This window comes from Novilysobacter selenitireducens (assembly GCF_020026895.1).
In the GTDB taxonomy this organism is placed as follows: domain Bacteria; phylum Pseudomonadota; class Gammaproteobacteria; order Xanthomonadales; family Xanthomonadaceae; genus Lysobacter_C; species Lysobacter_C selenitireducens.
Genome location: NZ_JAINZW010000002.1, coordinates 283,881 through 305,925, shown reverse-complemented (window position 1 = coordinate 305,925; position 22,045 = coordinate 283,881). Strand labels below are relative to the sequence as shown.

22 protein-coding genes are annotated in these 22,045 nt (G+C 69.9%); 11 read left to right on the top strand and 11 right to left on the bottom strand.

Going from position 1 to position 22,045, the window contains the following annotated elements; translation table 11 throughout:
- Positions 1 to 92: 92 nt before the first annotated feature.
- Positions 93 to 1,748: a serine hydrolase gene (locus K6753_RS05230; protein WP_223675124.1), complete on the bottom strand. Its 1,656-nt coding sequence runs from the start codon at positions 1,746 to 1,748 to the stop codon at positions 93 to 95.
- Between the two features lie 146 nt (positions 1,749 to 1,894).
- Between K6753_RS05230 and K6753_RS05225 the strand changes: the two genes are divergently transcribed.
- Complete coding sequence (locus K6753_RS05225; protein WP_223675123.1) at positions 1,895 to 3,136, top strand: TIGR03862 family flavoprotein; 1,242 nt, start codon at positions 1,895 to 1,897, stop codon at positions 3,134 to 3,136.
- Positions 3,137 to 3,380: 244 nt separating this feature from the next.
- Positions 3,381 to 4,199, top strand: coding sequence for an SDR family oxidoreductase (locus K6753_RS05220; RefSeq protein WP_223675122.1), 819 nt, complete (start codon positions 3,381 to 3,383; stop codon positions 4,197 to 4,199).
- 299 nt (positions 4,200 to 4,498) lie between these two features.
- Here K6753_RS05220 and K6753_RS05210 read toward each other — a convergent pair whose 3' ends face one another.
- Positions 4,499 to 5,245: a sulfurtransferase gene (locus K6753_RS05210; protein ID WP_223675120.1), complete on the bottom strand. Its 747-nt coding sequence runs from the start codon at positions 5,243 to 5,245 to the stop codon at positions 4,499 to 4,501.
- A 298-nt stretch (positions 5,246 to 5,543) separates the two neighbouring features.
- Here K6753_RS05210 and K6753_RS05205 point away from each other — a divergent pair, with 298 nt between their 5' ends.
- Positions 5,544 to 5,855: an HPF/RaiA family ribosome-associated protein gene (locus K6753_RS05205; RefSeq protein ID WP_223675119.1), complete on the top strand. Its 312-nt coding sequence runs from the start codon at positions 5,544 to 5,546 to the stop codon at positions 5,853 to 5,855.
- Between the two features lie 110 nt (positions 5,856 to 5,965).
- Here the strand turns inward: K6753_RS05205 and K6753_RS05200 are convergent, their stop codons facing one another.
- Entirely contained in the window at positions 5,966 to 7,174 is a 1,209-nt protein-coding gene (locus K6753_RS05200; RefSeq protein ID WP_223675118.1) for a glycosyltransferase, read from the bottom strand.
- Between the two features lie 173 nt (positions 7,175 to 7,347).
- Between K6753_RS05200 and K6753_RS05195 the strand changes: the two genes are divergently transcribed.
- The 3 genes from K6753_RS05195 to K6753_RS05185 all read left to right on the top strand — a co-directional run bounded on the left by K6753_RS05195 (position 7,348) and on the right by K6753_RS05185 (position 10,218).
- Complete coding sequence (locus K6753_RS05195) at positions 7,348 to 8,784, top strand: GGDEF domain-containing protein (RefSeq protein WP_223675117.1); 1,437 nt, start codon at positions 7,348 to 7,350, stop codon at positions 8,782 to 8,784.
- Positions 8,785 to 8,983: 199 nt separating this feature from the next.
- Positions 8,984 to 9,352: a response regulator gene (locus K6753_RS05190; RefSeq protein WP_223675116.1), complete on the top strand. Its 369-nt coding sequence runs from the start codon at positions 8,984 to 8,986 to the stop codon at positions 9,350 to 9,352.
- A 14-nt stretch (positions 9,353 to 9,366) separates the two neighbouring features.
- Positions 9,367 to 10,218, top strand: coding sequence for a cyclic di-GMP-binding domain-containing protein, MshE-related (locus tag K6753_RS05185; RefSeq protein ID WP_223675115.1), 852 nt, complete (start codon positions 9,367 to 9,369; stop codon positions 10,216 to 10,218).
- Positions 10,219 to 10,335: 117 nt separating this feature from the next.
- On the opposite strand, the gene K6753_RS05180 is transcribed toward K6753_RS05185, so the two are convergent.
- The gene (locus K6753_RS05180; RefSeq protein ID WP_223675114.1) at positions 10,336 to 10,911 is read right to left on the bottom strand and encodes a hypothetical protein; all 576 of its coding nucleotides are present in this window, start codon (positions 10,909 to 10,911) and stop codon (positions 10,336 to 10,338) included.
- Positions 10,912 to 11,162: 251 nt separating this feature from the next.
- Here K6753_RS05180 and K6753_RS05175 point away from each other — a divergent pair, with 251 nt between their 5' ends.
- Positions 11,163 to 12,386, top strand: coding sequence for a CNNM domain-containing protein (locus tag K6753_RS05175; RefSeq protein ID WP_223675113.1), 1,224 nt, complete (start codon positions 11,163 to 11,165; stop codon positions 12,384 to 12,386).
- Positions 12,387 to 12,452: 66 nt separating this feature from the next.
- Entirely contained in the window at positions 12,453 to 13,133 is a 681-nt protein-coding gene (locus tag K6753_RS05170) for a type 1 glutamine amidotransferase domain-containing protein (protein ID WP_223675112.1), read from the top strand.
- A 12-nt stretch (positions 13,134 to 13,145) separates the two neighbouring features.
- On the opposite strand, the gene K6753_RS05165 is transcribed toward K6753_RS05170, so the two are convergent.
- The 3 genes from K6753_RS05165 to K6753_RS05155 are packed head-to-tail and all read right to left on the bottom strand — an operon-like array spanning position 13,146 to position 15,491.
- A complete protein-coding gene (locus K6753_RS05165) occupies positions 13,146 to 14,456 on the bottom strand; it encodes an MFS transporter (protein ID WP_425492067.1) in 1,311 nt (436 codons plus the stop codon).
- 22 nt (positions 14,457 to 14,478) lie between these two features.
- A complete protein-coding gene (locus tag K6753_RS05160) occupies positions 14,479 to 15,069 on the bottom strand; it encodes an HD domain-containing protein (protein WP_223675714.1) in 591 nt (196 codons plus the stop codon).
- A 56-nt stretch (positions 15,070 to 15,125) separates the two neighbouring features.
- Positions 15,126 to 15,491 (bottom strand): DUF6164 family protein, encoded by a 366-nt coding sequence (locus tag K6753_RS05155; RefSeq protein ID WP_223675111.1) that lies wholly within the window; start codon positions 15,489 to 15,491, stop codon positions 15,126 to 15,128.
- Between the two features lie 200 nt (positions 15,492 to 15,691).
- Between K6753_RS05155 and K6753_RS05150 the strand changes: the two genes are divergently transcribed.
- Positions 15,692 to 16,387, top strand: coding sequence for an energy transducer TonB (locus K6753_RS05150; RefSeq protein ID WP_223675110.1), 696 nt, complete (start codon positions 15,692 to 15,694; stop codon positions 16,385 to 16,387).
- A 29-nt stretch (positions 16,388 to 16,416) separates the two neighbouring features.
- Here the strand turns inward: K6753_RS05150 and K6753_RS05145 are convergent, their stop codons facing one another.
- Genes K6753_RS05145 through K6753_RS05130 form a run of 4 tightly spaced genes read right to left on the bottom strand, consistent with a single transcriptional unit; the run spans position 16,417 to position 19,875 of the window.
- Positions 16,417 to 16,698 carry a hypothetical protein gene (locus K6753_RS05145; protein WP_223675109.1) on the bottom strand — a complete coding sequence of 94 codons (282 nt, stop codon included), beginning with the start codon at positions 16,696 to 16,698 and terminating at the stop codon, positions 16,417 to 16,419.
- A 14-nt stretch (positions 16,699 to 16,712) separates the two neighbouring features.
- Complete coding sequence (locus tag K6753_RS05140; protein WP_223675108.1) at positions 16,713 to 17,882, bottom strand: ATP-grasp domain-containing protein; 1,170 nt, start codon at positions 17,880 to 17,882, stop codon at positions 16,713 to 16,715.
- Positions 17,879 to 19,081, bottom strand: coding sequence for a peptidase MATCAP family protein (locus K6753_RS05135; protein ID WP_223675107.1), 1,203 nt, complete (start codon positions 19,079 to 19,081; stop codon positions 17,879 to 17,881). The genes K6753_RS05140 and K6753_RS05135 overlap by 4 nt, the downstream gene beginning before the upstream one ends.
- Complete coding sequence (locus K6753_RS05130; protein ID WP_223675106.1) at positions 19,078 to 19,875, bottom strand: N-formylglutamate amidohydrolase; 798 nt, start codon at positions 19,873 to 19,875, stop codon at positions 19,078 to 19,080. The genes K6753_RS05135 and K6753_RS05130 overlap by 4 nt, the downstream gene beginning before the upstream one ends.
- 312 nt (positions 19,876 to 20,187) lie before the next feature.
- Between K6753_RS05130 and K6753_RS05125 the strand changes: the two genes are divergently transcribed.
- Positions 20,188 to 21,312 carry a glycosyltransferase family 9 protein gene (locus tag K6753_RS05125; RefSeq protein ID WP_223675105.1) on the top strand — a complete coding sequence of 375 codons (1,125 nt, stop codon included), beginning with the start codon at positions 20,188 to 20,190 and terminating at the stop codon, positions 21,310 to 21,312.
- Positions 21,313 to 21,428: 116 nt separating this feature from the next.
- On the top strand, positions 21,429 to 22,043 hold the full coding sequence (locus K6753_RS05120) for a DUF4136 domain-containing protein (RefSeq protein ID WP_223675104.1): 615 nt from the start codon (positions 21,429 to 21,431) through the stop codon (positions 22,041 to 22,043).
- Positions 22,044 to 22,045 lie beyond the last annotated feature (2 nt).

The window sequence follows — 22,045 nt, the reverse complement described above, 5'->3', positions numbered from 1 at the left end:
GGGCACCACCGGGGCAAGGCCACCGGCGCGCGACGTCGGGACACAGTGTTTCGCTTGCGGCGGCGATGCCCGCCCCCCTGCGGCCCGAGTGCCTACCCCGCGTCCGATTCCACCTCCACCGGCGCCAGGCGCAGGTGGTGGAAGTCGAAACTAAAATCCGTCAGCGGCGACACCGCTTCCATCCGGACCTCGCGGACCTCGCCGTCCGGGTCGAGCGCGAAGTTCACGAACGCGTCCGCATTGAGCCAGCGCCGGTCCCAGCGGACGATGAAGGTGTCGTGCTGCCAGTGGTCCATCGTGCCGACGAGCTCACCGGTGCGCGTGAAACGCAGCCGCAGGCGGCCGTCGCGCCCACGTTCAACCACGACGTCGCCGTACCAGGGGTCGCGGTACGTGCCTGCGTAGTCGGCCAGCGGCAGCGACGGCTTGGACGACGCATCGCGCGCCGCCACGTGCTTTTTCCAGTCCTCGTCGGAATCCGATTGGGACTTCGCCAGCGCGGCCGCGTATGCCGCAGTCCAGTCGGTTTGCGGCGCATCCAGGTAGGCATCCAGCACGCGCAGGGTCACCGCATTGAACGCGCCGCCCAGTTCCGCATTGGTCAGCACGATCACGCCCAGGCCCTCCTCCGGCACCAGCGTCATGCGCGACACCATCCCCGGCCAACCGCCGGTGTGCCACACCAGCTTTTCGCCGCGATAGTCCGACAGCTGCCAGCCCTCGCCGTAGCCAAGGAAGTTCGGCCGCGCAGCCTCCAGTTCCGGTACCGACGGCTTGGACACCGGGATCGGCGTGACCACCGACCACATCGCCGCCTGCCGTTCTTCGCTGACAAGCCGCCTGGCGCCGTCGCCCTCGCCTTCACTTTCGCCTTCGATCGCGCCGCCGGCCAGATGCACGCGCATCCACTTGGACATGTCCAGCACGTTGGCGTACAGGCCGCCGGCGCCGGAGACATTGGCCCAGCTCAGGCGCGGTGCCGGCACCAGGTCCTTGAAGTCCGCGCGCGAATGGCCGGTGGCGACGTTGTCGCCGCGGCGCAGCGCATCGCTGTTGAACCGGACCGCGTCCATGCCGAGCGGCCCGAAGATGCGGGCGCGCAGGAATGTTTCGAACGGCACGCCCGAGACCTCCTCCACCACCAGCTGCGCCACCCCGTAGAGGATGTTGTCGTAGGCGTACTTGCCGCGGAACGCACCGTCCAGCGGCACGTCCTTCAGCCGCTGCGCGACCTCGCGCGTGGTGTAGTCGGTACCCGGCCAGTACAGCAGGTCTCCCGCGCCCAGCCCCAGCCCGCTGCGGTGCGCCAGCAGGTCGCGGATGCGCATCTCGTAGGTGACGTACGGGTCGGCCATGCGGAACCACGGCAGGTGGTCGATCACGCGGTCGTCCAGGTCCAGCTTGCCTTCGTCGGCGAGGATCGACAGCGCCGTTGCGGTAAACCCCTTGCTAATCGAGGCGATGGCGAACAGCGTTTCCGGCTCGACCGGTGCATCGCGTCCAAGCTCGCGCACGCCGTAGCCGCGCGCCAGCACTACCTCGCCATCCTTGACCACGGCGACCGCAATGCCCGGCACCTCGAACGTCTCGCGTACACCTTCGACGTACGCGTCGAAGTCCGACAGCGCCGCCGGCAGCGCCGCGTCCGCGGGCGGGGCCGCCTGTGCGAACGCTGCGGCAGGCGCCAGCAGGCACAGCGCCAGCACCGCGCCGGCATGGATGCGCGCAGCGCGCAGGTCGTTCGTCATCGTTGGATCCCCAAGGCCTCCGCGGTACCGCCCGCGTCGCGACCGACGACGATACAAGCTCCCTCCACGGCCTGCAGCCGGCCGCGAGCATGAGGGCGCCGGGATCGCCACTGGCACAATGGCGCGCCCCGCACACGGACCCGCCGATGACCCAGCCCCTGCCCCCACCGGACGTCGCGATCATCGGCGGCGGGCCTGCAGGGTTGATGGCGGCGGAAGTCGCGCGAGCGGCCGGCTTGTCGGTCGCGGTGTTCGACGCCAAGGGTTCGGTGGGCCGCAAGTTCCTGATCGCCGGAAAGGGCGGGCTCAACCTGACGCACGCCGAGCCGCGGCCCGGCTTTGACGCCCGTTACCGCGAGCGCCAGGCCGAAGTCGCGGCGTGGCTGGATGACTTCGATGGCGATGCGTTGCGCGAGTGGGCGCGCGGCCTGGGCGTGGACACCTATGTCGGCAGTTCCGACCGCGTGTTCCCGCTGGATCGCAAGGCCGCGCCGCTGCTGCGCGGCTGGGTACGGCGGCTGCGCGCGTCAGGCGTGCAGTTCCACATGCACCACCGCTGGATCGGATGGAGCGACGATGGCGCGCTGCAGTTCGAAACACCCGGCGGGGCCATCCAGGTCCGCCCCCGCGCCACCGTGCTGGCATTGGGCGGCGGCAGCTGGCCGCAACTCGGCTCCGACGGCGCGTGGGTCGGCACGCTGGCGGGCCGCGGCGTCGACGTCGCGCCGCTCAAGCCCTCCAACTGCGGGTTCGACATCGACTGGACGCCGCACTTCGTCCAGCGCCACGCCGGTGCACCGCTCAAGCCAGTGGTGGCTCACTGGACAGATGAATCCGGCAATGCCCGACAGTTGCAGGGTGAGTGCGTGGCGACCGAATCCGGCATCGAAGGCAGCCTGGTGTACGCGCTGTCGCCGATGCTGCGCGAGGCGATCGAACGCGACGGACAGGCGACGCTGCACCTGGACCTGGCCCCCGGACGCACGCGCGAGCGCCTCCAGCTCGACCTGTCCAAGCCCCGCGGCAAGCGCAGCCGCAGCGAGCACCTGCGCCGGCAGGCCGGCATCGACGGGGTCAAGGCCGCGCTGCTGCATGAAGTGTTGGCACCGACGGACTTCGACGATGCGGCTCGCGTGGCCGGCACGATCAAGCGCCTGCCGCTGGTGTTGCGCAGTGCCCGGCCGATGGCGGAGGCGATCAGCACCGCGGGGGGCGTGCGGCTGGAAGCGCTCGACGACGCGCTGATGCTGACTTCGATACCGGGCGTGTTCTGCGCCGGGGAGATGCTCGACTGGGAGGCGCCCACGGGTGGGTACCTGCTCACCGCGTGTTTCGCCAGCGGGCTACGGGCCGGGCGAGGTGCTGTGGAGTGGCTGGCGGCGCGCTGATCGATTGGCGCGGCGGATGTCCCTCGCTCACCTTGCACTTGAACGGCAGAAGCGCCGCAGGAAGCCAGAGCGGATCCACTCCTCCCCCTGCCTGCAGGGGGAGGTTGGGAGGGGGTGCACTTCAGGCTCACGCTCGCAAAGCACCCCTCCCCAACCCTCCCCTGCACGCAGGGGAGGGAGCGCTCTCGCCCCGCGTTAACGCATTGACTGCCACCGTTGCCTGCCCGCGACCACGGCCCGCTCCATGACGCTGACACCCTCCATCCACCCCCACCCCGCCCGGCCGCTTGAAAGCCGCACCGTCCTCGTCACCGGCGGCGCCCAGGGCATAGGCCGCGGCATCGCGCAGGCGGTGCTCGGCGCCGGCGGGTCGGTGTGCATCGGCGACACGGACACGGATGCGGGTCGCGCCGCGTTGGAGGAATGGGATGTGGGCGATCGTGCCCTGTTCGTGCGCGTGGACGTGGCGAAGGAAGCACAGGTCGCGCGATTCGTTGATCGCGCCGCGTCGCACTTCGGTGCCATCCACGGGCTGGTCAACAACGCGGGCATCCCCGACCCGGTCAGCGGTCCGCTCGAACGGCTGGAGGTTCGCGAGTGGCAGCGTCGTCTCGACGCCAGCCTCGGCGGCGCGTTCCTGTGCAGCAAGCACACGCTTCCCCACCTGCGGGCTGAAGCCTCAAAGGGTTATGGCGCCGCAAGCATCATCAACATCGCATCGACCCGCGCGCACCAGTCCGAGCCGGACTGCGAGGCCTACGCCGCAGCCAAGGGCGGACTGGTCGCCTTCACCCATGCGCTGGCCGTCAGTGCCGGACCGGCCGTGCGCGTGAACTGCATCAGCCCCGGTTGGATCGCCACCGATGCCTGGCGCAAGCCGGCCGCCCGGCGGCGCCCGAGACTGTCCAAACGCGATCATGCCCAGCATCCCGCCGGTCGCGTCGGCACGCCCGAGGACATCGGGGCCCTCGCCGTCCACTTGCTCTCACCGGCGTCGGGCTTCACCACCGGGCAGGAGTTCATCGTCGATGGCGGAATGACGCGACGGATGCGTTACGACTGATTGCGCCGGGCATTCCCGCGGCAGTCGGTACAACCTCGACGCTCAGTCGCCACGATCATCCTCACCAATCCGGTCGCCAGCGCCAGGCGTTACCGATCCCTCACCCTTGGCTGATTGCCGTGCCTTCCTCGCGGCCCACATGTTGTCGACCAGGTTCGGATAACGACGTCCCGCCGCCTCGGCCCGTGCACGGGCCTCTTCGACCAGTTCGGGTGACAGCGTGGTCCGCGCGGCACGCGGTTTCGGATTGGAGCGGCTCCACGGCTTCGGGGTCGGAGGCTTGCGCATCGGTGCGGGACTCAGCCGCCGGCGTGTGACACCGCGACCGGCTTCAGGCCCGGATCAAGCGCCACCCGTTCATCGAACACGAAGCACCTGCCCTCGTACCCGAGGCCTCCGACCTGCTCGAAGTAGCCGAGGATGCCGCCGTCGAGCTGCAACAGGTTGTCCATGCCGTCGGCACGCAGCCAGAGGGCCGCCTTCTCGCAGCGGATGCCTCCGGTACAGAAGCTGACGACGGTGGCGTCGGCCAGCGACTCGCGATGCGGCGCCAGCGCCTCGGGCAGGTCGACGAAGTTGTCGATGGGCAGGGTCAGTGCGCCGGCGAAAGTGCCGTGGCCGACCTCCTCGCGATTGCGGGTATCCAGCAGCACCAGGCGTCGGCCTGCGTCGTCGTGGCCCTGTTCGATCCAGCGCGCCAGGTCCGGCGGCGAGACGGCCGGGGCGCGTTCGTCGAGGGGCACGGCACCATCGCGTCGGAAGGCGATGATTTCGTTCTTGCGCTTGACCTTGAGCCGGGCGAACGGGACCTCGTCGCAGTGGCTGAACTTGGCCTGCAACGCTTCGAAACCGGCTTCGCTCCTGACGGTGTCCAGCACGGAACGGACCGCTTCGTCGGTGCCCGCGAGAAACAGGTTCACGCCCTCGGGTGCGACCAGGACGGTGCCGCGCAGGTCCAGCGCCTCGGCCCGTGCGCGGATGCGGTCGGCCAGGGCGTCGGGGTCGGCGACCGGGGCGAAGTGATAGGCGGCGACGTTGAGGATCATCGACGCATTTTACGTGGCCACGGACCCCGGAGCCTGACTGCCCGGGGCGGTACGGCAGGACCGCCCCCGTCTGGCGCCTGCGGCTACGCGGGCCTCCAGGGTCGCAGGTATCGGCACAGGGCCATTGCCGTGGGCGATGGCTGCGAATTAACGGGTTCTAGATGTGCCGATGGCTAACGTGGGGTTGCGCGCCGGCGATGCCACCGCGCCTGCGGAACCAGCGCCCGCCCCGGGCACTGCCGCGGGATGCACCATCGCAGCGCAGGTGTCCACGCCCCCAACAGGAGTTCCCGAACGCATGAAAGTCCTACTCAACACCGATAACAACATCCAGGGCGACGAGTCGCTTGCCCAGCACGTCGAAAGCGTGGTCGACGGCGCACTCGGCCGCTTCAACGGCCAGGTCTCGAGGGTCGAGGTGCACCTGAGCGACGTCAATGGCGGCAAGTCGGGCGCCGCCGACAAGCACTGCACCATGGAAGCGCGGATCGATGGCCGTGCGCCGCTGGCGGCTACCGAGGAGGCCGAGACGGTGCGCGATGCCATCGCAGGCGCGGCGCGCAAGCTGCAGCGGGTGCTGGACAGCTCACTGGGCAAGATGGATCGCTGAAGACCCACCGTCTCCGACGGCAAGGCCGCGTGTCTCGCACGCGGCCTTTTTTTTGGACGACTGACGACGGCCGCCGACGCCCCCGGTGACCGAGCCCTCCCGGTGAAGCCCTAGCGCGGATGATCCAGGGCGGGCATAGCGGCGCTATCGGTCGCGTCGGCAAGGCTGCGGTACAACGCCACCACCTGCCCCATCAGCGCCTCCGTGCTCCAGCGACGCGCATCGCGCGGGCCGGCGTCCGCCAGCGCCGCACGCAGTTCCGGGCTGCGCAGCACGCGCGCGACGCTGTCCGCAAACGCGTCGACCTCCTCTTCGCTGACCAGCGCACTGCCGGCACCGGCCAACACCGTGGCGGTGCCCATCACAGCGGTCGACACGATCGGCACGCCCAGCGCCATCGCTTCAAGCAGGACCAGCCCCTGCGTTTCCGTGGGGGAGGCGAACACGAACGCATCGCCCGCGCGGTAGGCATCCAGCAGCTCGCGTTCCCGATCCAGGTTGCCGAAGAAGCGGACGTTGGCCCGCAGCCCCAGTTGCTCGACGCGGGCACGCAGCCGCGACGCATCCGGGCCTTCGCCCGCGACCAGGAACAGCAGCGTCGGGAACTCGGCCACCAGCCGCGCCACCACCGCCAGCAGGAAGCCGATGTTCTTCTCCACGGCCAGGCGGCTGACCGTGACCAGCGTCGGGCGCCCCGGGTCGATGCCGTGCCGGCGGCGGAACCGCGCGCCGTCGCCCCCGTGGAACTCCGCCAGCTCCAGCCCGGTCGGAATCACGCTGTGCGGGGTACGGATCCCGTAACGCGCCAGCACCCCGACCATCTCGGCGCTCGGCACGATGAGGTGGTCGACCTCGTGGTACAGGCGACGCGAAACCGCGCGCGCCAGGCGGCGGGTAATCGCCGTCGGCAGCCAGGGCAGGTAGTGGCCGACGTACTCTTCGAAATAGGTGTGGTAGGTCTCCACCAGCGGGCAGCCCGTCCGCCGCGCCAGCCGTACGCCGAGCGTGTGCGCGCGGAACGGGGTGTGCACGTGGATCACGTCCCACGGCCGCGAGGCCAGCCGGTCGACGGCCTGACGCATGGCCCGGGCATGGATCAGCCGGTCCTCGGGGTCGAAGAAGATCACCCGGGACGGCAGTCGGATGACCTCCAGTCCAGAGTCGTCCGGCACCGTGGCGGTGGCGCTGTCGCCGTAGTCCGGCGCCACCAGCGTCACCCGGTGGCCCATCCGCAGCAGGGAGCGGGCGAAGGTGCGGATCGAGGTCGAGACCCCGTTGACCCGCGGGAAGTACACGTCCGACAGCATCAGGATGTCCATCGGGCGCGATGCTGCGGCGGCTTCGTGACGGCCTGATGTCAGGTAGGTGCCCGCTCGCGGGTTCAAGTCGGGGCGGCCACGGCCGCTATCGTCGGCGACAGTGCGTCGCACATCGCACCCCGATGGACCACACCGATAGAATTCAGCCGGCCACTAATCCCATGAGCTCACGGGTGGACACCAGCCTCGCTGCACCTGCCGAACGCCGGACGTTGAGGCTCGCCGCGCCCGTAGCGGTGTACCTGGCGTGGCTGCTGGCCTACGCCGCGGCACAGCTCATGGCCTACGCGCCGCACGCCAGCCTGTGGTTCCCGCCGGCGGCGGTCACGTTCGCAGCCGTGGCGGCATTCGGATGGCGCAGGGCCACCCCGGCACTGCTGGCCGCGTCCGCCACCGCAAGCGCCGTCACCGTGATGGGTCACTCGACGCCCGCCAGCCCGGCGCACTGGGTGGCGGCACTGGTGCTGTTCCCGGTCGCGCACGTGATGTCGTTCGGCCTGGCCGCCCGCTTCGCCCTGGCCTCGGTCAGCCATGGGCCGATGCCGTCGCTGCCGCGGACGGTCGCCGCCTTCCTCGTGGGCGGTGCCGTGGCGTCCGCACTGGCGGCGTGGCTGGGCGCGTGGACCATGCACTGGGCCGGGATGCTGGATCGCGATGCCATCCTCGCCACCGCGTTGCCCTGGTGGATCGGCGACTACGCCGGCCTGACCGCGCTCGGGCCGCTGCTCATGCTCGGGCTGCGGCGACTGGCCGAGCGTGCCCGCCTGCCACTGCACGACGCGCTGTACGCCTTCGATGCCCTGCCCCGCCCGCCGCACACCGGCGGCCGCCTGTTGCCGAAATTGTCGCTGGTGCTGGCCCTGGCGCTGGCCGGCCTGTTCGCGTTGGCCGCCGTGCCCGAGCACGAGTCGCTGCTGTTCCCCGTATTCCTGGCGATCGTCCTGCAACTGTGGATCGCCCACACGCAGGGGATGCTGGAATCGCTGACGTCGGTGGCGGTCATCAGCACGGTGCTGGTGGTGGCCGTGGCCAGCCTGGGCCTGGGCGACCACGCGTTGACGCTGCAGTTCGCGATGGTCACGCTGGCGGCCGGCAGCTACTTCGGCCTGGCGATCCCGGTGCTGTACACCGACAACAGCAACCTGCGCCGCCTGCTAACGCACGACGCGATGACCGGCGCCTGCTCGCGCGCGTTCTTCCTCGAGCTGGCCGAACAGTCGCGTGAGTCGGCGCTGCGACGCGGTGAGCCGGTTGCCGTGCTGATGATCGACCTGGACAACCTCAAGACGCTCAACGACGGCCACGGCCATGCCGCCGGCGACCACGCGCTGGTCGAAGTCGCCGATGCGTGTCGCGGCGCGCTGCGGCGCGGGGACGTGTTCGGGCGGCTGGGCGGGGACGAGTTCTGCGCGGTGCTTCCGGGCTGCGCGGCGGCGCAGGCCGACCGCGTGGCGCGGACGATCCAGGCGAGCCTGGTCCGCGCGCGCGTGAGCATCGGCATCGCGATCGACGAAAACCCCGACATGGCGCTCCATGCCGTCATCGACCGCGCCGACACCGCGCTTTACGCGGCCAAGCGGGCTGGCCGGGGCCGGATCGCGAGCGCCTGAACGGGCACCGCGCCACGCGGACCCCACGGCCGTTGCGCGCGGTGGCTCATGGCCTATCCGACGCCCTCGCACCAGCGCTTGCCGCGTCGCGAGGGCGCTCGTCCCGATCGCGCCGGATCATCGGATGTCCTAAAGAATCCACCGCCGCGGCCGATACCCGGCACAGGACACCCCCTTTCCGCTTGCCAGGAAACCACCGATGAGCGCCCGCCCTACCGCCCTGCTTTGCGACGATTCGCGCGCCCTGCGCATGCTGGCCGCGCGCCAGCTCGATGACTGCGGATTCGACGTCGTGGGCGAGGCCGACAACGGCGAGGACGCGGTCGCGCAGTTCCTCAAGCTGCAACCCGACGTGGTACTGCTCGACCTGGTGATGCCCAAGCGCGACGGCAAGCAGGCGCTGCGCGAAATCCTGGCGCACGACAACCAGGCCCGCGTGGTGATCCTCAGCTCGCTGGGCGCCCAGGCCGACATCGAGGAGTGCCTGCGACTGGGCGCTCGCTCCTACCTGCAAAAGCCCATCGATCCGGACGTGATGGCGCGCGTGCTCCACGAAACCGTCGCCTGACGCACGAGGTCCCCATGGCAGCCAAGTTCTTCGGCCAGTTCCTGCTCGAACAGGGCCTCATCAACCGCCAGCAGCTGCTGGCCGCACTCGAAGCGCAGCACGCGTCCAACCCGATGCTTGGCGAGCTGGCGCAGAATCGCGGCTGGATGAGCGCGGCGCAGGCCCGACGTATCAATGAACGCCAGCGCGCCGAGGACCAACGCTTCGGCGACATCGCCGAGTCGATGGGCATCCTCGAACGCGCGCAGGTCGAGGAACTGCTGGCCGAACAGAAGGCACGCCGCAAGCTGTTCGGCGAAATCCTCATCGAGCAGGGCTCGATCAACCGCCTGCAGCTCGATGCCGCGCTGCGCGAGCACCAGGCCGAGCGCGCCGACGCCCTGAAGGCACTGGAGGTCGGCGTCGCCGGCCACCCCTTGGGCGAGGCGATGACCAGCGCGATCAACACCAGCGTGCGTCTGTTCCCGCGCACGCTGGGTGGGCCATGCCAGGTCGCGAACGTGGTCGGCTCGGCCGAAGCATTGGCCGGGTGCGATGTGACCGCCCACGTACGCATCGCCTGCGACGCACCGATGGCCATCGGTATCGCGTGCGACGAAGCGACCATGCACCGGATGGCCTGCGCGTTCCTGTCGATCGAACCGGCGCAGTGCGACGACGCCCTCGCGCGCGACGCGCTGGGTGAGCTGGTGAACGTGCTGATGGGTTACGTGGTGCGCGAGACCGTCCCCGCCGACGCCAGCTACCGTGCTGCGCCGCCGGACTTCGCTGTTTCGGCGGTCAACTTCCTTCGCCAGGACGACCGGACGCTGGCCGTCGCGATGACGTCCCCGCACGGCCCGTTCGTGCTGATCGTCAACAACTGACGGCGGCGCGCGGAGCGAGGCTCGACGGTTCCCTCGTCTTCGGGAAAAGGGGGGATGGGGGGATTTCTCTATTCCCTGTCCTTCAGGTCGCGCCCGCCCTGTGCCGCAGCCCGCTCGTTACAGCAAGGAAGCGACCACCAGCGCTGCGATCGCGACACCCACCGCCCACACGACGCCCCGCATGCCATCGAGTGCATGTACCAGGCGCCCCGCATCCGCATGCGGATGGCCGGGAATGCGTGACGGATCCACGCCGGGGTGCAGCTCATCGCCCCGGACGTAGGGCAGAACGCGGCCGCTGGCGATGTCGGCGGATGATCCTGCTGCCGGCGTGCCTTCGGCCGACCCGTGCAGGTAACGCACCAGCGCCACCGCCAGTGCGTCCAAGTCCAGCGCCGCCTGGAGTCTCACGGCAGCGGGATCGTCGCCGGTGACCTCGACACCGCCCTGCGCGGCGACATGAAGGCGCACCGGCTCACCCGGTGGCATGCCGACCGCCTGCCGGATCACGTCCAGCCGCGAGGCGAGCACGGCCGCGAGTTGCCGCCGCACATCTGCCGGCAGCTCGTCGATACGGGGCACGCGCTGGCTGTCGCCGGCCTCCAGTTGCGCCAGCAGCGACGCCGCCGGCGACCATTGGGCGGTGCCTGCCGCAGGAACGGAGGCTGGCTGCCCGGCCCCGGGCGCCGGCACCACCGCACCGCCCCGCGCGGCGGAAGCCGACCCGGGTTGGAGTCTGGCGTCGATGGATGCAGGGCGGCTCGGTGGCATCGACATGGGCATGGCCGGCGGCGCCGGCCCTCGACCGGAGGACTCCGGCGTATGTCCGCGACATCGGCCCCCACGCCCGATTCTTGAGCGATGCCCTGCTGGCGATGCATGGGGGCATCACCGCACGCGCGTTAACGTGGCCCGGCAATCCGAAACCGGAACCGTTGCCGCCCATGCATGTCCCTGCGCGCCCCAGCCGCCCTGCCCTCGTTGCCGTCGCCCTGGTGCTGGCGGCTGTCCTGCTGCCCGCGCATGGCGCTGCCCCGGTGGATACCGGCGACGGCGGCACGACCGGCTACACGACGCTGGACGTCACCCTGCTGCTGGTCTACCTGCTGGGCGCGCTGGTGCTGTCGTTCCTGTGTTCGGTGGCCGAGGCCACCCTGCTGAGCATCACGCCGTCCTACATCCAGGGCCTGCGCGAGACGCGTCCGCAGCTGGCCGAGACCCTGCAGCGCCTGCGCCAGGACAATGTCGACCAGTCGCTCGCGGCCATCCTGACGCTCAACACGATCGCCCACACCGCTGGCGCCATCGGCTCGGGCGCCAAGGCCACGGTGGTGTTCGGCAGCGCCTGGGTCGGGGTGTTTTCCGCCGTTGCCACGCTGCTGATCCTGTTCCTGTCGGAGATCGTCCCCAAGACGCTGGGCGCGGTGTACTGGCGCAGCCTGGCCGGCCCCACCGCGCGCTTCGTCCGGGCCCTGATCGTGATGCTCTATCCGCTGATCAAGATGTCGGAGTTGCTGACGCGGCTGGTATCGCGTGGAAAGAAGGTGCACGTCTTCAGCCGCGACGAGTTCGTGGCCATGGCCGACGTCGGCGAGGAGGCTGGGCAGATCGACGAACGCGAGTCGCGCATCATCCGCAACCTGTTCCGCATGACCGCGCTGAAAGCGCGCGATGCAATGACGCCGCGCACGGTGGTCAAGGCGATCCCGGGCGACCGCACCGTTGGCGACACACTGGAGGACAGCGGCGACACCCCGTTTTCCCGGCTGCCGGTGTACGGCACCGACCTCGACGACGTGCACGGCTTCATCCTCAAGGACGACCTCCTGCTCGCGCACGCGCGTGGCGAGAACTCGCGCCTGGTGTCGGAGCTGCAACGCGAACTTCCCGCCATCCCCGGCTCCCAGCCGCTGTCCACCGTGCTCGAGCGCCTGCTGGAGCGACGCCACCAGATCACCCTGGTGGTCGGCGAGTACGGCGAGACGCTGGGCCTGCTGACCCTTGAGGACCTGATCGAGACCCTGCTGGGCGACGAGATCGTCGACGAGCAGGACACGGTGGAGGACATGCGCGCGCTGGCCCGGGAGCGCTGGGAGCGCCGCGCCAAGCGCCGGGGCGTGGAGTCGGCGGCCTGGACCCGGGACCAGCCACCGCCGGATCGCCGCTGACCGCATCACGCGAGGTTTGCGACCGCATTGCTAGCGTGCGTTCCTGTTGACCTGGAGCCCCCGCCCATGAAGATCCTGATGGTCCTGACCTCGCACGACCGCCTCGGCAACACCGGCCGCAAGACCGGGTTCTGGCTGGAGGAGTTCGCCGCACCGTATTACGTGTTCAAGGACGCCGGCGCGCAGGTCGTACTGGCCTCGCCCAAGGGCGGCCCGCCGCCGCTGGACCCCAAGAGCGACGAGCCCGATGCCCAGACGGCGGCCACCGAGCGCTACCGCAACGACAAGGACGCCATCGAGGCGCTGACCCATACCGAGAAGCTTTCGAAGGTCGTGCGCGACGACTTCGACGCGGTGTTCTACCCCGGCGGCCATGGCCCGATGTGGGACCTGGCCGAGGACCCGGACTCCATCGAACTGATCGAAGCCTGCGACGTCGCCGGCCGGCCGCTGGCCGCCGTCTGCCACGCGCCCGCGGTGCTGCGCAACGCCCTGAACCGCGACGGCGACCCGCTGGTAAAGGGCCGCAAGGTGACCGGCTTCACCAACAGCGAGGAGGACGCGGTCGGCCTGACCGACGTGGTGCCGTTCCTGCTGGAGGACGTGCTCAAGGCCAACGGCGCGCACTACAGCTGCGGCGAGGACTGGAAGCCCCATGTCGTGGTCGACGGCCACCTGGTGACGGGGCAGAACCCGGCCTCGTCGGAGGACGCCGCGCGCGCCCTGCTCAGGCTGCTAGGGCGTTGAGCCCGGACCCGGTCAAGCCGCGGCGTCGGGTGCGCGCCGCGGGATGGACCACAGCGCCGCCAGCGTGAGCAGAGCGGCGGCGGCCAGGTACAGGCCGACGCTGTCGAGCCCGAAGCGGCCGGCCAGCCAGGTCGCGATGTAGGGCGCCAGCGAGGCGCCGAAGATGCCCGACAGGTTGAATGCCAGCGACGCGCCTGTGTAGCGCACCGGCGCGGGGAACTGCTCGGCCAGCAGCGTTCCGATCGGCCCGTAGGTCAGCCCCATCAGCCCCAGCCCCAGCAGCAGGAACGCGCCGACCGAAGCCAGGCTGCCGGCCACGAACAACCGGTCCAGCACCAGGCCGAACACCAGGATCGCCAGCGTGGCGATGATCATCGAGCGCCGCCGTCCGTGCCGGTCGGCATGCAGCGCGGCCAGCGGAATGGTCACTGCGAACGCCACCACGCCGGCCATCTGCAGCCACAGGAACGCATCGCGCGAATAGCCCAGTTGCGACGTGCCCCAGCTCAGTGCGAACACCGTCATCAGGTAGAACAGCACGAAGGTCGCCAGTGCCGACAGCGTGCCGACCAGCAGTGCGCGCGGGTGGCGGACCAGCACGTCGCGCATCGGCAAGCGCACACGCTCTTGGCGGTCGAGTACACGCTGGAACGCCGGCGTCTCGCTGATGCTCAACCGCACCCACAGGCCCAGCAGCACCAGCACCGCGCTGCCCAGGAACGGCACCCGCCAGCCCCACGACATGAAGGCGGCGTCGTCGAGGAATGCGCCCAGCAGCAGGAACGATCCCGTTGCCAGGAAGAATCCCAGCGGCGCACCCAGCTGCGGGAACATGCCGTACCACGCGCGCTTGCCCGGCGGCGCGTTCTCGGTGGCCAGCAGTACCGCCCCACCCCACTCGCCACCCAGCCCCAGCCCCTGCCCGAAGCGGCACAGCGCCAGCAGCGCGGGCGCCACGAGGCCGATCTGCTGGTAGGTCGGCAGCAGCCCGATGACGACGGTCGAGATGCCCATGGTGAGCAGCGCTGCCACCAGCGTGGCCTTGCGGCCGATGCGATCGCCGAAGTGACCGAATACCGCCGAGCCGATCGGCCGCGCGAAGAAGGCCAGCGCGAAGGTCGCCAGCGACTGCAGCGTGGCGCTCGCCGGGTCGCCTGTCGGGAAGAACAGCGTCGGGAACACCAGCACCGCGGCCGTGGCGTAGATGTAGAAATCGAAGAACTCGATGGTCGTCCCCACCAGGCTGGCGAACAGCACGCGGGCGGGCGAATGTGCAGTCCCTGCAGCGGTGTGCATGGGATTGGCGGAGGACGTGTCGGTCATAGGCGCGGGTAGCCGGGCGTGTTCATTGCTTGTGGGTCACCGCGCGGCGCAGGTTGATGCGCGCCTGCGCGTCCAGTCGCTGGTGGAAGAAGTCGCTCAGGTAAAGCCTCGGCCGCTGCAGCAAGGCCTTCAGGAACCGCTTGCGGTTGAGCTTGTAGAGCCATGCCGGAACGTGGCCGCGGTACTCGGCGGCGATGGCCCGGTCGTAGGCCGCAAAGGCGTCGGGCGGTGCGCCGAGGATGGCCATGTCGCAGTCCAGGAAGTGGCGTGCGTCGTCGGCGTCGGGGCCCTCCCCCAGCTCGGCCCCGTCGATGTGGCCGTGGCGGGCGGTGAGTTCGATCAGCGCCGCCACGTGGTTGGCATCGACATCCACCCCAACCAGCCACCGGTCGATGTGCTCGCGGGCAAGATCGGCCGACCGGGCCTCGTTGTCGCCGCGCCCGGCGTCGTACACCGCGTCGTGGTACAGCAGCGCCAGCCAGACGTCGGCCGGCCGGTGCCAGCCCGGCCCCGAGGCCACTTCGCGGAATTGCACCATCAGCTGGTTGATGTGTCCCGCATGGTGGTAGGCACGCGGGGGCGTCGCGTAGGCCGCCTCCAGCGCCTCACGCATGCCGTCCGGCAACTGCACGGGATCGCCCGGGCCCAACGCCAGCGGGACGGGGGCCGTCACGAGCGCAGGAGCCACGCGGGCAGTGCCAGCAGCCCCAGCATGAACGCGATGGCGAGCACGGACAGCACCACGCGCATCGGATCACGCCGCATGGTGTCGGTGAAGGTCTCGGCGCTGCCGTCGCGCAGTTGCTGCTCGCGCTCGGCCCGCGCCCGCTCGCGCCGCGATGCCTGGTACTCGTCCATCAGGGCCTGCGCCCGCGGGTGGTCGCCGGCATCGGAGAGCCAGATGCCGCCGTGCGAAATGCCCCAGCGGCTGGGACGCGTTTCGTAGAAGTCGATCGAGTGGGCGTCGAGCATTGTGCGCACGTCGTCGGCTTCGTCGTCCGGGACATTGCGCAGGTTGAGGAGCAGCTTGGCCATCGGCGGATCATACCCAGTCGTCCGGGCGCGCTTTCCTCCGGCACGCGCAACGGGGCCCACGCCCCCGGCCCGCCGCGCGTTACCGTTCGTCGGCGATCATGCGCATGTCATACGCCTGTAACCCACCGCTGGGCCCGAGCGTGTGTCATGGCCCTGCCACATTCATGTGCTAGGGCCGCACGGCGGCCATGGGAGGGGTCATGAACCGCATTGCCATCGCCTGCATTGCCGCCCTGCTGGGCTCCACCGCGCTCCAGGCCAGCGCCTCCGAACCGGCCGGCGAACGACACGTCTATACCTACGCGGTGTCGCTCGACCACGACGGGCGGGTGACCGCCCTGGCCCCGGCCGGCGAGATTCCGCCCGGGGCAGCGACCGTCCTGGAACAGCAGGTGCGCGGCTGGCTGTTCCAGCCGGTCGACGACAACGGCGGCGCCGACGTCGATACCTGGCTTCGCATCAGCACGCGAACGGACGGCGACGGCGTGCACGTCGAGTCCGCCACCACCGGACCGGCACCGCGCACCATGGCGTTCCCCGAATATCCACGCGCTGCGGGCCTGCGCGGTGAGTCGGGCGTGGTGGTGATGCGGCTGGACGTCAACGCGGACGGCCAGGTCACCGATGCCACCGTCTACGACACCGGCGAGCGACCCTCGCGCGCGCTGGAGACGGCGGCGCGCGACGCCGCCCTGTCGTGGACGTTCCATCCCGAACGCGTCAACGGCCGACCCGTGGCCAGTACGGTGCTGCTGCCGATGTGCTTCCTCACCGGCGAGCCCACGCCGCAGACCTGCAGCTGGAACGGCCCGCAATCGCGCCGCTTCTCACGGCACACCGTGCTAACGCTGGAACCGGCGGCGCGGTTGAAGGGTGAGCTCGCGCTCGGCGACTGACTTTCGTCGCACCCGGAACCGGCCGCGCGTCAAACGCGCCGACTGCATTCGCGGACCCATTTCAGCGCACCCGGCTGCATGCGCTTGAACTTCGGGACCCCGTCCAGCGAAGCGACTGCGAACGGCCCCGCCGGGCGCAGGCGTCGCTTGAGGTCGTGGTAGAGCGGCGACAGGCCTGCGTCGGACGCAACGAACCAGAGCCCCGCATCGGCTTCGAACGCGTCGTAGTGGTCGGACACCACCGCAAACCGCTCCGCCCGGTCCGGCACGTGGACCAGGTAGACAGGTGTCGCGAGTTCGCGGGTCGGCATCGGCGCTACGTGCGCTACATGATCGCCAGGTCGGTGGTGCTCAGCTGGCCGCGATAATAGCGGCGCATCCGCACCTTGCGCTCCAGGTCCTCGATGATGAAGCCGCTGAAGTCGGCGCCGGTCAGTTCCTCGGCCATGTTGATGCCGCCCGGCGTATCGACGTTGATCTCCATCATCTTGTCGCCAACGATGTCGAGGCCGGCCAGGTACATGCCGTCGCGCATCAGCTTGGGGCCGACGATCTCCGCCAGTCGCAGCGCGTCCTCGTCGGGCACCGCCATCTCGATCTTGCCGCCCGCGGTGATGTTGCTGCGCGCATCACCGGAATCGTTGTAGCGCCGGAAGCAGGCGTAGTGGCCATCGACCTGAAGCGGCCGGCCGTTGAGGGTGAGCAGGCGCAAGTCGCCCTTGGCGGCCTCGGGCAGGTACTCCTGCGCGATCGCGTAGCCATCGCGGGTAACCGCCTCGATCATCTGGTTGAGGTTGGCGCCGCTGTCGGGCGTCACCACGAACACGCTCTGCCCGCCCGAGCCCTGCAGCGGTTTGATCACCGCGCTGCCGCCCTGCTCCTGGATGAAGGCCTTGATCTCACCCGAATCCATGCTGATGCAGGTGACGGGACGCACCTCCTCCGGGAAGTGCTGGAAATAGGTCTTGTTGGACGCGTCGGTCAGGTGGTTGGGGTCGTTGAGCACGATGACCTGCTTTGCCGCGGCAAGCTGTGCGAACAGCAGTGCGCTGTTGGGCGCCCAAGGCCGGTCGTTGAGCTCCTCGGCCGGATCCGAGCGCAGCATGAGGACGTCGAGTTCCTCCACCGAGATGCGCTCAACACGGGCGTCCTCGCCCTGGATGTCGTCGAGGAACGCGTCGTCGTCCTTGTACTTCGTCTTGCTGGGGCGGCGCGCGCGCGCGCAGATGGTGCCGCCGGCGTCGTAGATGAAGTCGCCCAGCCCGATCAGGCTGACTTCGTGGCCGCGGTTGGCGGCGGTGCGGGCCAGCCGGATCGTCGTGTAGTTGTTCTTCTCCGTGGCGACGTCGTTGACGACGAAGCCCAGGCGCATGGGGGCGGACGCGTCATCGCGCGCCTGACGAGCGCCCTTGCCGCTGGCGCGCCGGGTGGTCTTCTTCGCAGCCGCTTTCTTCGCGGCGGGCTTGCTGCGCCCGGAGGCGGTCTTGGACGTCATTGAAGCGGTTCCTTGTGGCAGAGACGGGATACGGGAATGCTGCGGCAGTGCGCCAGCCGGTCGTCGGTGGCGGGGTTGGACCAGTAGCGCGGCATCAGCTCGGGCGGGGTCACCCAGCCCTCGTCGATGAGCTGCTCCAGCACCACCAGGTGCGACAGCGCGAACTTGCCGGCAAACAACGGCTCGAACGCTCCGCCCTCGTGCAGGTACTCGAGCAGCTCGCGAAGGCCGCGCAGGTAGACGGCGTCCTTGGTCAGGCCGCCGCCGCGCAGTGCGCGCACGGCAATGTCGAACGCGTCCTCGGTCGGCAGGCCGTGGCCGTCGTGCAGCGCGGCGAAGATCGCCGGGATGCCCTCGCCATGCATCGCCATGTCGGTGGCGATGACGCGCGCGGCGAGCACCCGCAGGCGCTCGGCCGGCAGGAAGCCGGCGAGGTATTCCGACAGCACGCCCAAGCCTTCCTGCAGCGGGTCGTAATGCGCGAGGCCGACCTCCAGTTGCGTCAGCGCCTGGCGTCCGCCGTTGTGCCGGGTGACCAGGTGCGTGCCGACCTCGTGCTGCACCAGCGGTTGCACGCGCGCCATCGGCAGGCGGATGTCGTCGTCGATGTAGAGCCGGCCGTGCGACACCATCATCAGCGAGCTCATGTCCGGGTCGACGACCACCTCGGCGGAGAAACCGGGCACACGCTCGCGGTACCACGTCAGGTCGTCATGCACGGCCGCCAGCACCTCGTCGATGCCGGCATCGTGTTCCGGCGGCGGCGCACATTCCGTGGTTTCGAGGATCTCGCGGGCCACGGCCTTCAGGCCGGGCTCGACACCGCCGAACAGGTCGATGCTCGCGTTGACGAAGCCGTCGGTGCCGCGCAGGCGCACCAGCTCGATCTGCCGGTCCAGTTCGCGCTGCTTCTCGGCCAGCAGGCCCTGAAGCAGCGGCGACTCGATGTCTTCCACGGGCAGCGCCAGTAATGCTTCGCGGGCGTCATGCAGGTCGGTGCCCAGCGGGTGGTACTCCAGTGGTGGCACGTGGCGCCGGCCGCTGGCCTCGAATGCGTCCCAGAGTGCGTCGTTGTGGATGGGCGACAGCGCGGTCAGCCAGTCGACTTTCGCGTCCAGGTCCACCAGCGCACGGTCGACCTTCGCGGCAATCGGCGGCAACGGACGCGTGCCACCCTGGGCTTCTGCGGTGGCCGTCATGCCGACAGCTCCGGGCGCGCTGCCGCTACCGCCGCGCGCAGCCCGTCACGCATGTCGTAGAGCGCGCCGATGTCGGCCTGCCCGCTCCACTCGTCCATGAAGACCTTCTTGTACTCCAGCGAGATCGCGCACACGGCATCGCCGTAGGTCGAGTACAGCCACTCCGGGAAATGCCCGCCGCCGTCGTAGCGCACGTTGTTGCGCACATCGGGGGTACGGCCCTGCAGCGGCACCGAGCGCAGGGCATCGGAGAAGCGCTCGAGCAGGCGACCGTGGCGGCCGTGGTCCAGCGTGGTGACGCCCAGGTCGATCTCGGGGTTGCCTTTGACATCCGCGGGCTCGGCGTCGGCACCGTCACGGCGGTGGTTGTAGCTGTGGATGTCCAGCACCAGCACCTGACCGAAACGGTCGATCGCCGCGTCCATCAGGCGGCGGACCATGGCGTAGAAGCGGTCGTGGTAGGCCAGCGAACGCTCGATCTCCACGTCCGGCAGGCTCTCGTCCCAGACCTGGATGCCCCACGTATTGGCAGGGTCGCGGGAGATGGCCAGCTCGCGCGGCCGGTTGAGATCGGCTTCGAATCGCGACGCCCGCACGCGCAACTGCACGTCGCCAACCGAGGTCAGCACGCCGGTAAGCGGGTCTTCGTCGCGTCGGCGGGTGGCCGTATCGATGGCCAGGTACGGCTGCAGCGCGGCGCGCATGCCGTGGCCGTCATGGACAGCCGCTGCGATGACCGGGCCGTCACCGAGGGTGAGCTCCCACTCGCGGCACTCGGCGACAAGGCCAGGCACGCGGTGGAGCGGCGGCGCGCTCGTTGAAGGGGTGGAGGAAGAAACGTCTGGAACGACTGCTGATCGGGTCATGCGCTCGATCCGCCTGGAGGGGCGGCGACTTCGAATGAGCGCTGATCCTCACACCGCACGGGTCAGCTGCGCGTGACAGCACCGGACCGTCCTGAACGCCCGATTCAGCACGCGCTTCCACACCGCAAAAGGCTGCGGCGCGCGCCCACCCGGCAGGCCGCTTGGCCGGGAACGACCGATACATTGCCGGGCCGGGCAGCGTGGCAAAATCCGCTCTGCTCGCTCCCTCTGCGCATGTCCATGCCCGACGCCCCGCCGCTGACGCTGTCCCGTTCCGTCCACGGCTGGCGACGCCGGTTTTCGCGCGGCTTGTTGGACCGCCTGCTGCCGCACGCCACGCAGGCCACCGACGAGCCCCTGCCGCTGGCCGGCATCCACCGCATCCTGGTGGTCAAGGTCAGCCACACCCTCGGCAATACGTTGCTGGTGACGCCGCTGCTGCGTGAACTGGAAACCGCGTACCCGGGCGCCGAGGTCGATGTAGTCACGCGCAGCCCGGTGGGCGCGCAGGTGTTTGCCGGCTTCCCGTGCGTGGGCACGGTGCACGTGTTGCCCCGCCATGCCTTCCGCGAGCCGCTGACATGGCTGCGCCGGGTGCGGGCGATGCGCCGCGCCGGGTACGACCTGGCGATCGATGTCGACATACGTTCACAGACCGGACGCGCGCTGGTGAACCTGGTGCGGCCCCGCCACTCGCTCGGCTTCATCGGGCCGGCCAAGCAATCGCGCGTTAACCATGGCATCGACGTGCCCGAGTCACCGCGCGGCATCGGCGCGCTGCCGGTCTACCTGTTGCGCCGCGCGCGCCGGGACGCCGACTACGGCCGCTATCCCGCGCCGCAGCTGCGGCTGTCACCGGCCGAGCGCGAGGCCGGGCGGCAACGCCTGGCTGCGGTCCTGGCGAATAGCCCGCAGACCCGGGTGCCGACATCGGATGCGACCGTGCCGCCGGTGATCGGCATCTTCGCCAATGCCACCGGCGCGAAGTGCCTGCCACTGGAGTGGTGGACGCGTTTCCTAGGTGTTCTGGAGCCGGCCTGCGCCGACCACGCGATCGTCGAGCTGCTGCCCGCGTTCGCGCGGTCGATGCTGGAGGACCGCTACCCGACCTTTTTCTCCAGCGACATCCGGGGCCTCGCGGCCGTGCAGAGCGCGCTGGCGCTGCATGTCAGCGCCGACTGCGGCGTGATGCACCTGGCCGATGCCGCGGGCGCGCCCACGGTCGGCCTGTTCGACGGAACCGATCCGGGCCAGTGGGCGCCGGGCGGCGAAGGCGGCACACACGTCGCCATTGCCGGTCGCACGCCCGAAGCGGTGGCCGCCGACGTGATCGCGCACCTGCGCCGGGGCGATGCACTGTCCTGATACCGGACACCCGCCGGTCCCGCCGCTCCGCCGGTGCACGACCACACCGCATTCACGTGGCTCACGCGGGTGGCGTTGCTAGCGTCTTGGAATCCACCTGTCCGGAGAACACCGTCATGACCCGCCTGACGATGACCCTCACCACCGCCGTGCGCCTGTTGCTGGCAATCGCCGCGGCCGCCGTGCTTGCCGCCTGCGTCATGGGCCCGCGCGTGCGCACCGACTTCGATCCGCAGGCCGACTTCACGCAGTACCGCAGCTACGCGTTCTACGAGCCGCTGGCGATGGAACAATCCGGCTACACCAGCTTCCTCACGCAGCGCATCAAATCGGCCATCCGCCGCGAGATGGATGCACGTGGCTACCGCTTCGACGAAACCAACCCCGACCTGCGCGTCAACTTCCAGGGCGTGATCCGCGAGCGCACCGACGTCTACAGCGTGCCGCGTACCGATATCGGCTACTACTACAGCTACCGCGCGCGCGCCTACGTGGCGGTACCCGTCTGGTACGACGAGGCACAGGTCAGCCGCTACAGCGAGGGCACGCTGACCGTGGACCTGGTCGATGCCGACCGCAACCACCTGGTCTGGACCGGTGATGCCATCGGCCGGGTCACCCAGCGCACCCCGGCCGAGCGCGCGGAGGCCGCCGATCGCGCGATCGCGGCCATCTTCGAGCGCTATCCCTACGGCCCCGTGCCCACCACGCCCGCACCGGCCGGTGGCTGACG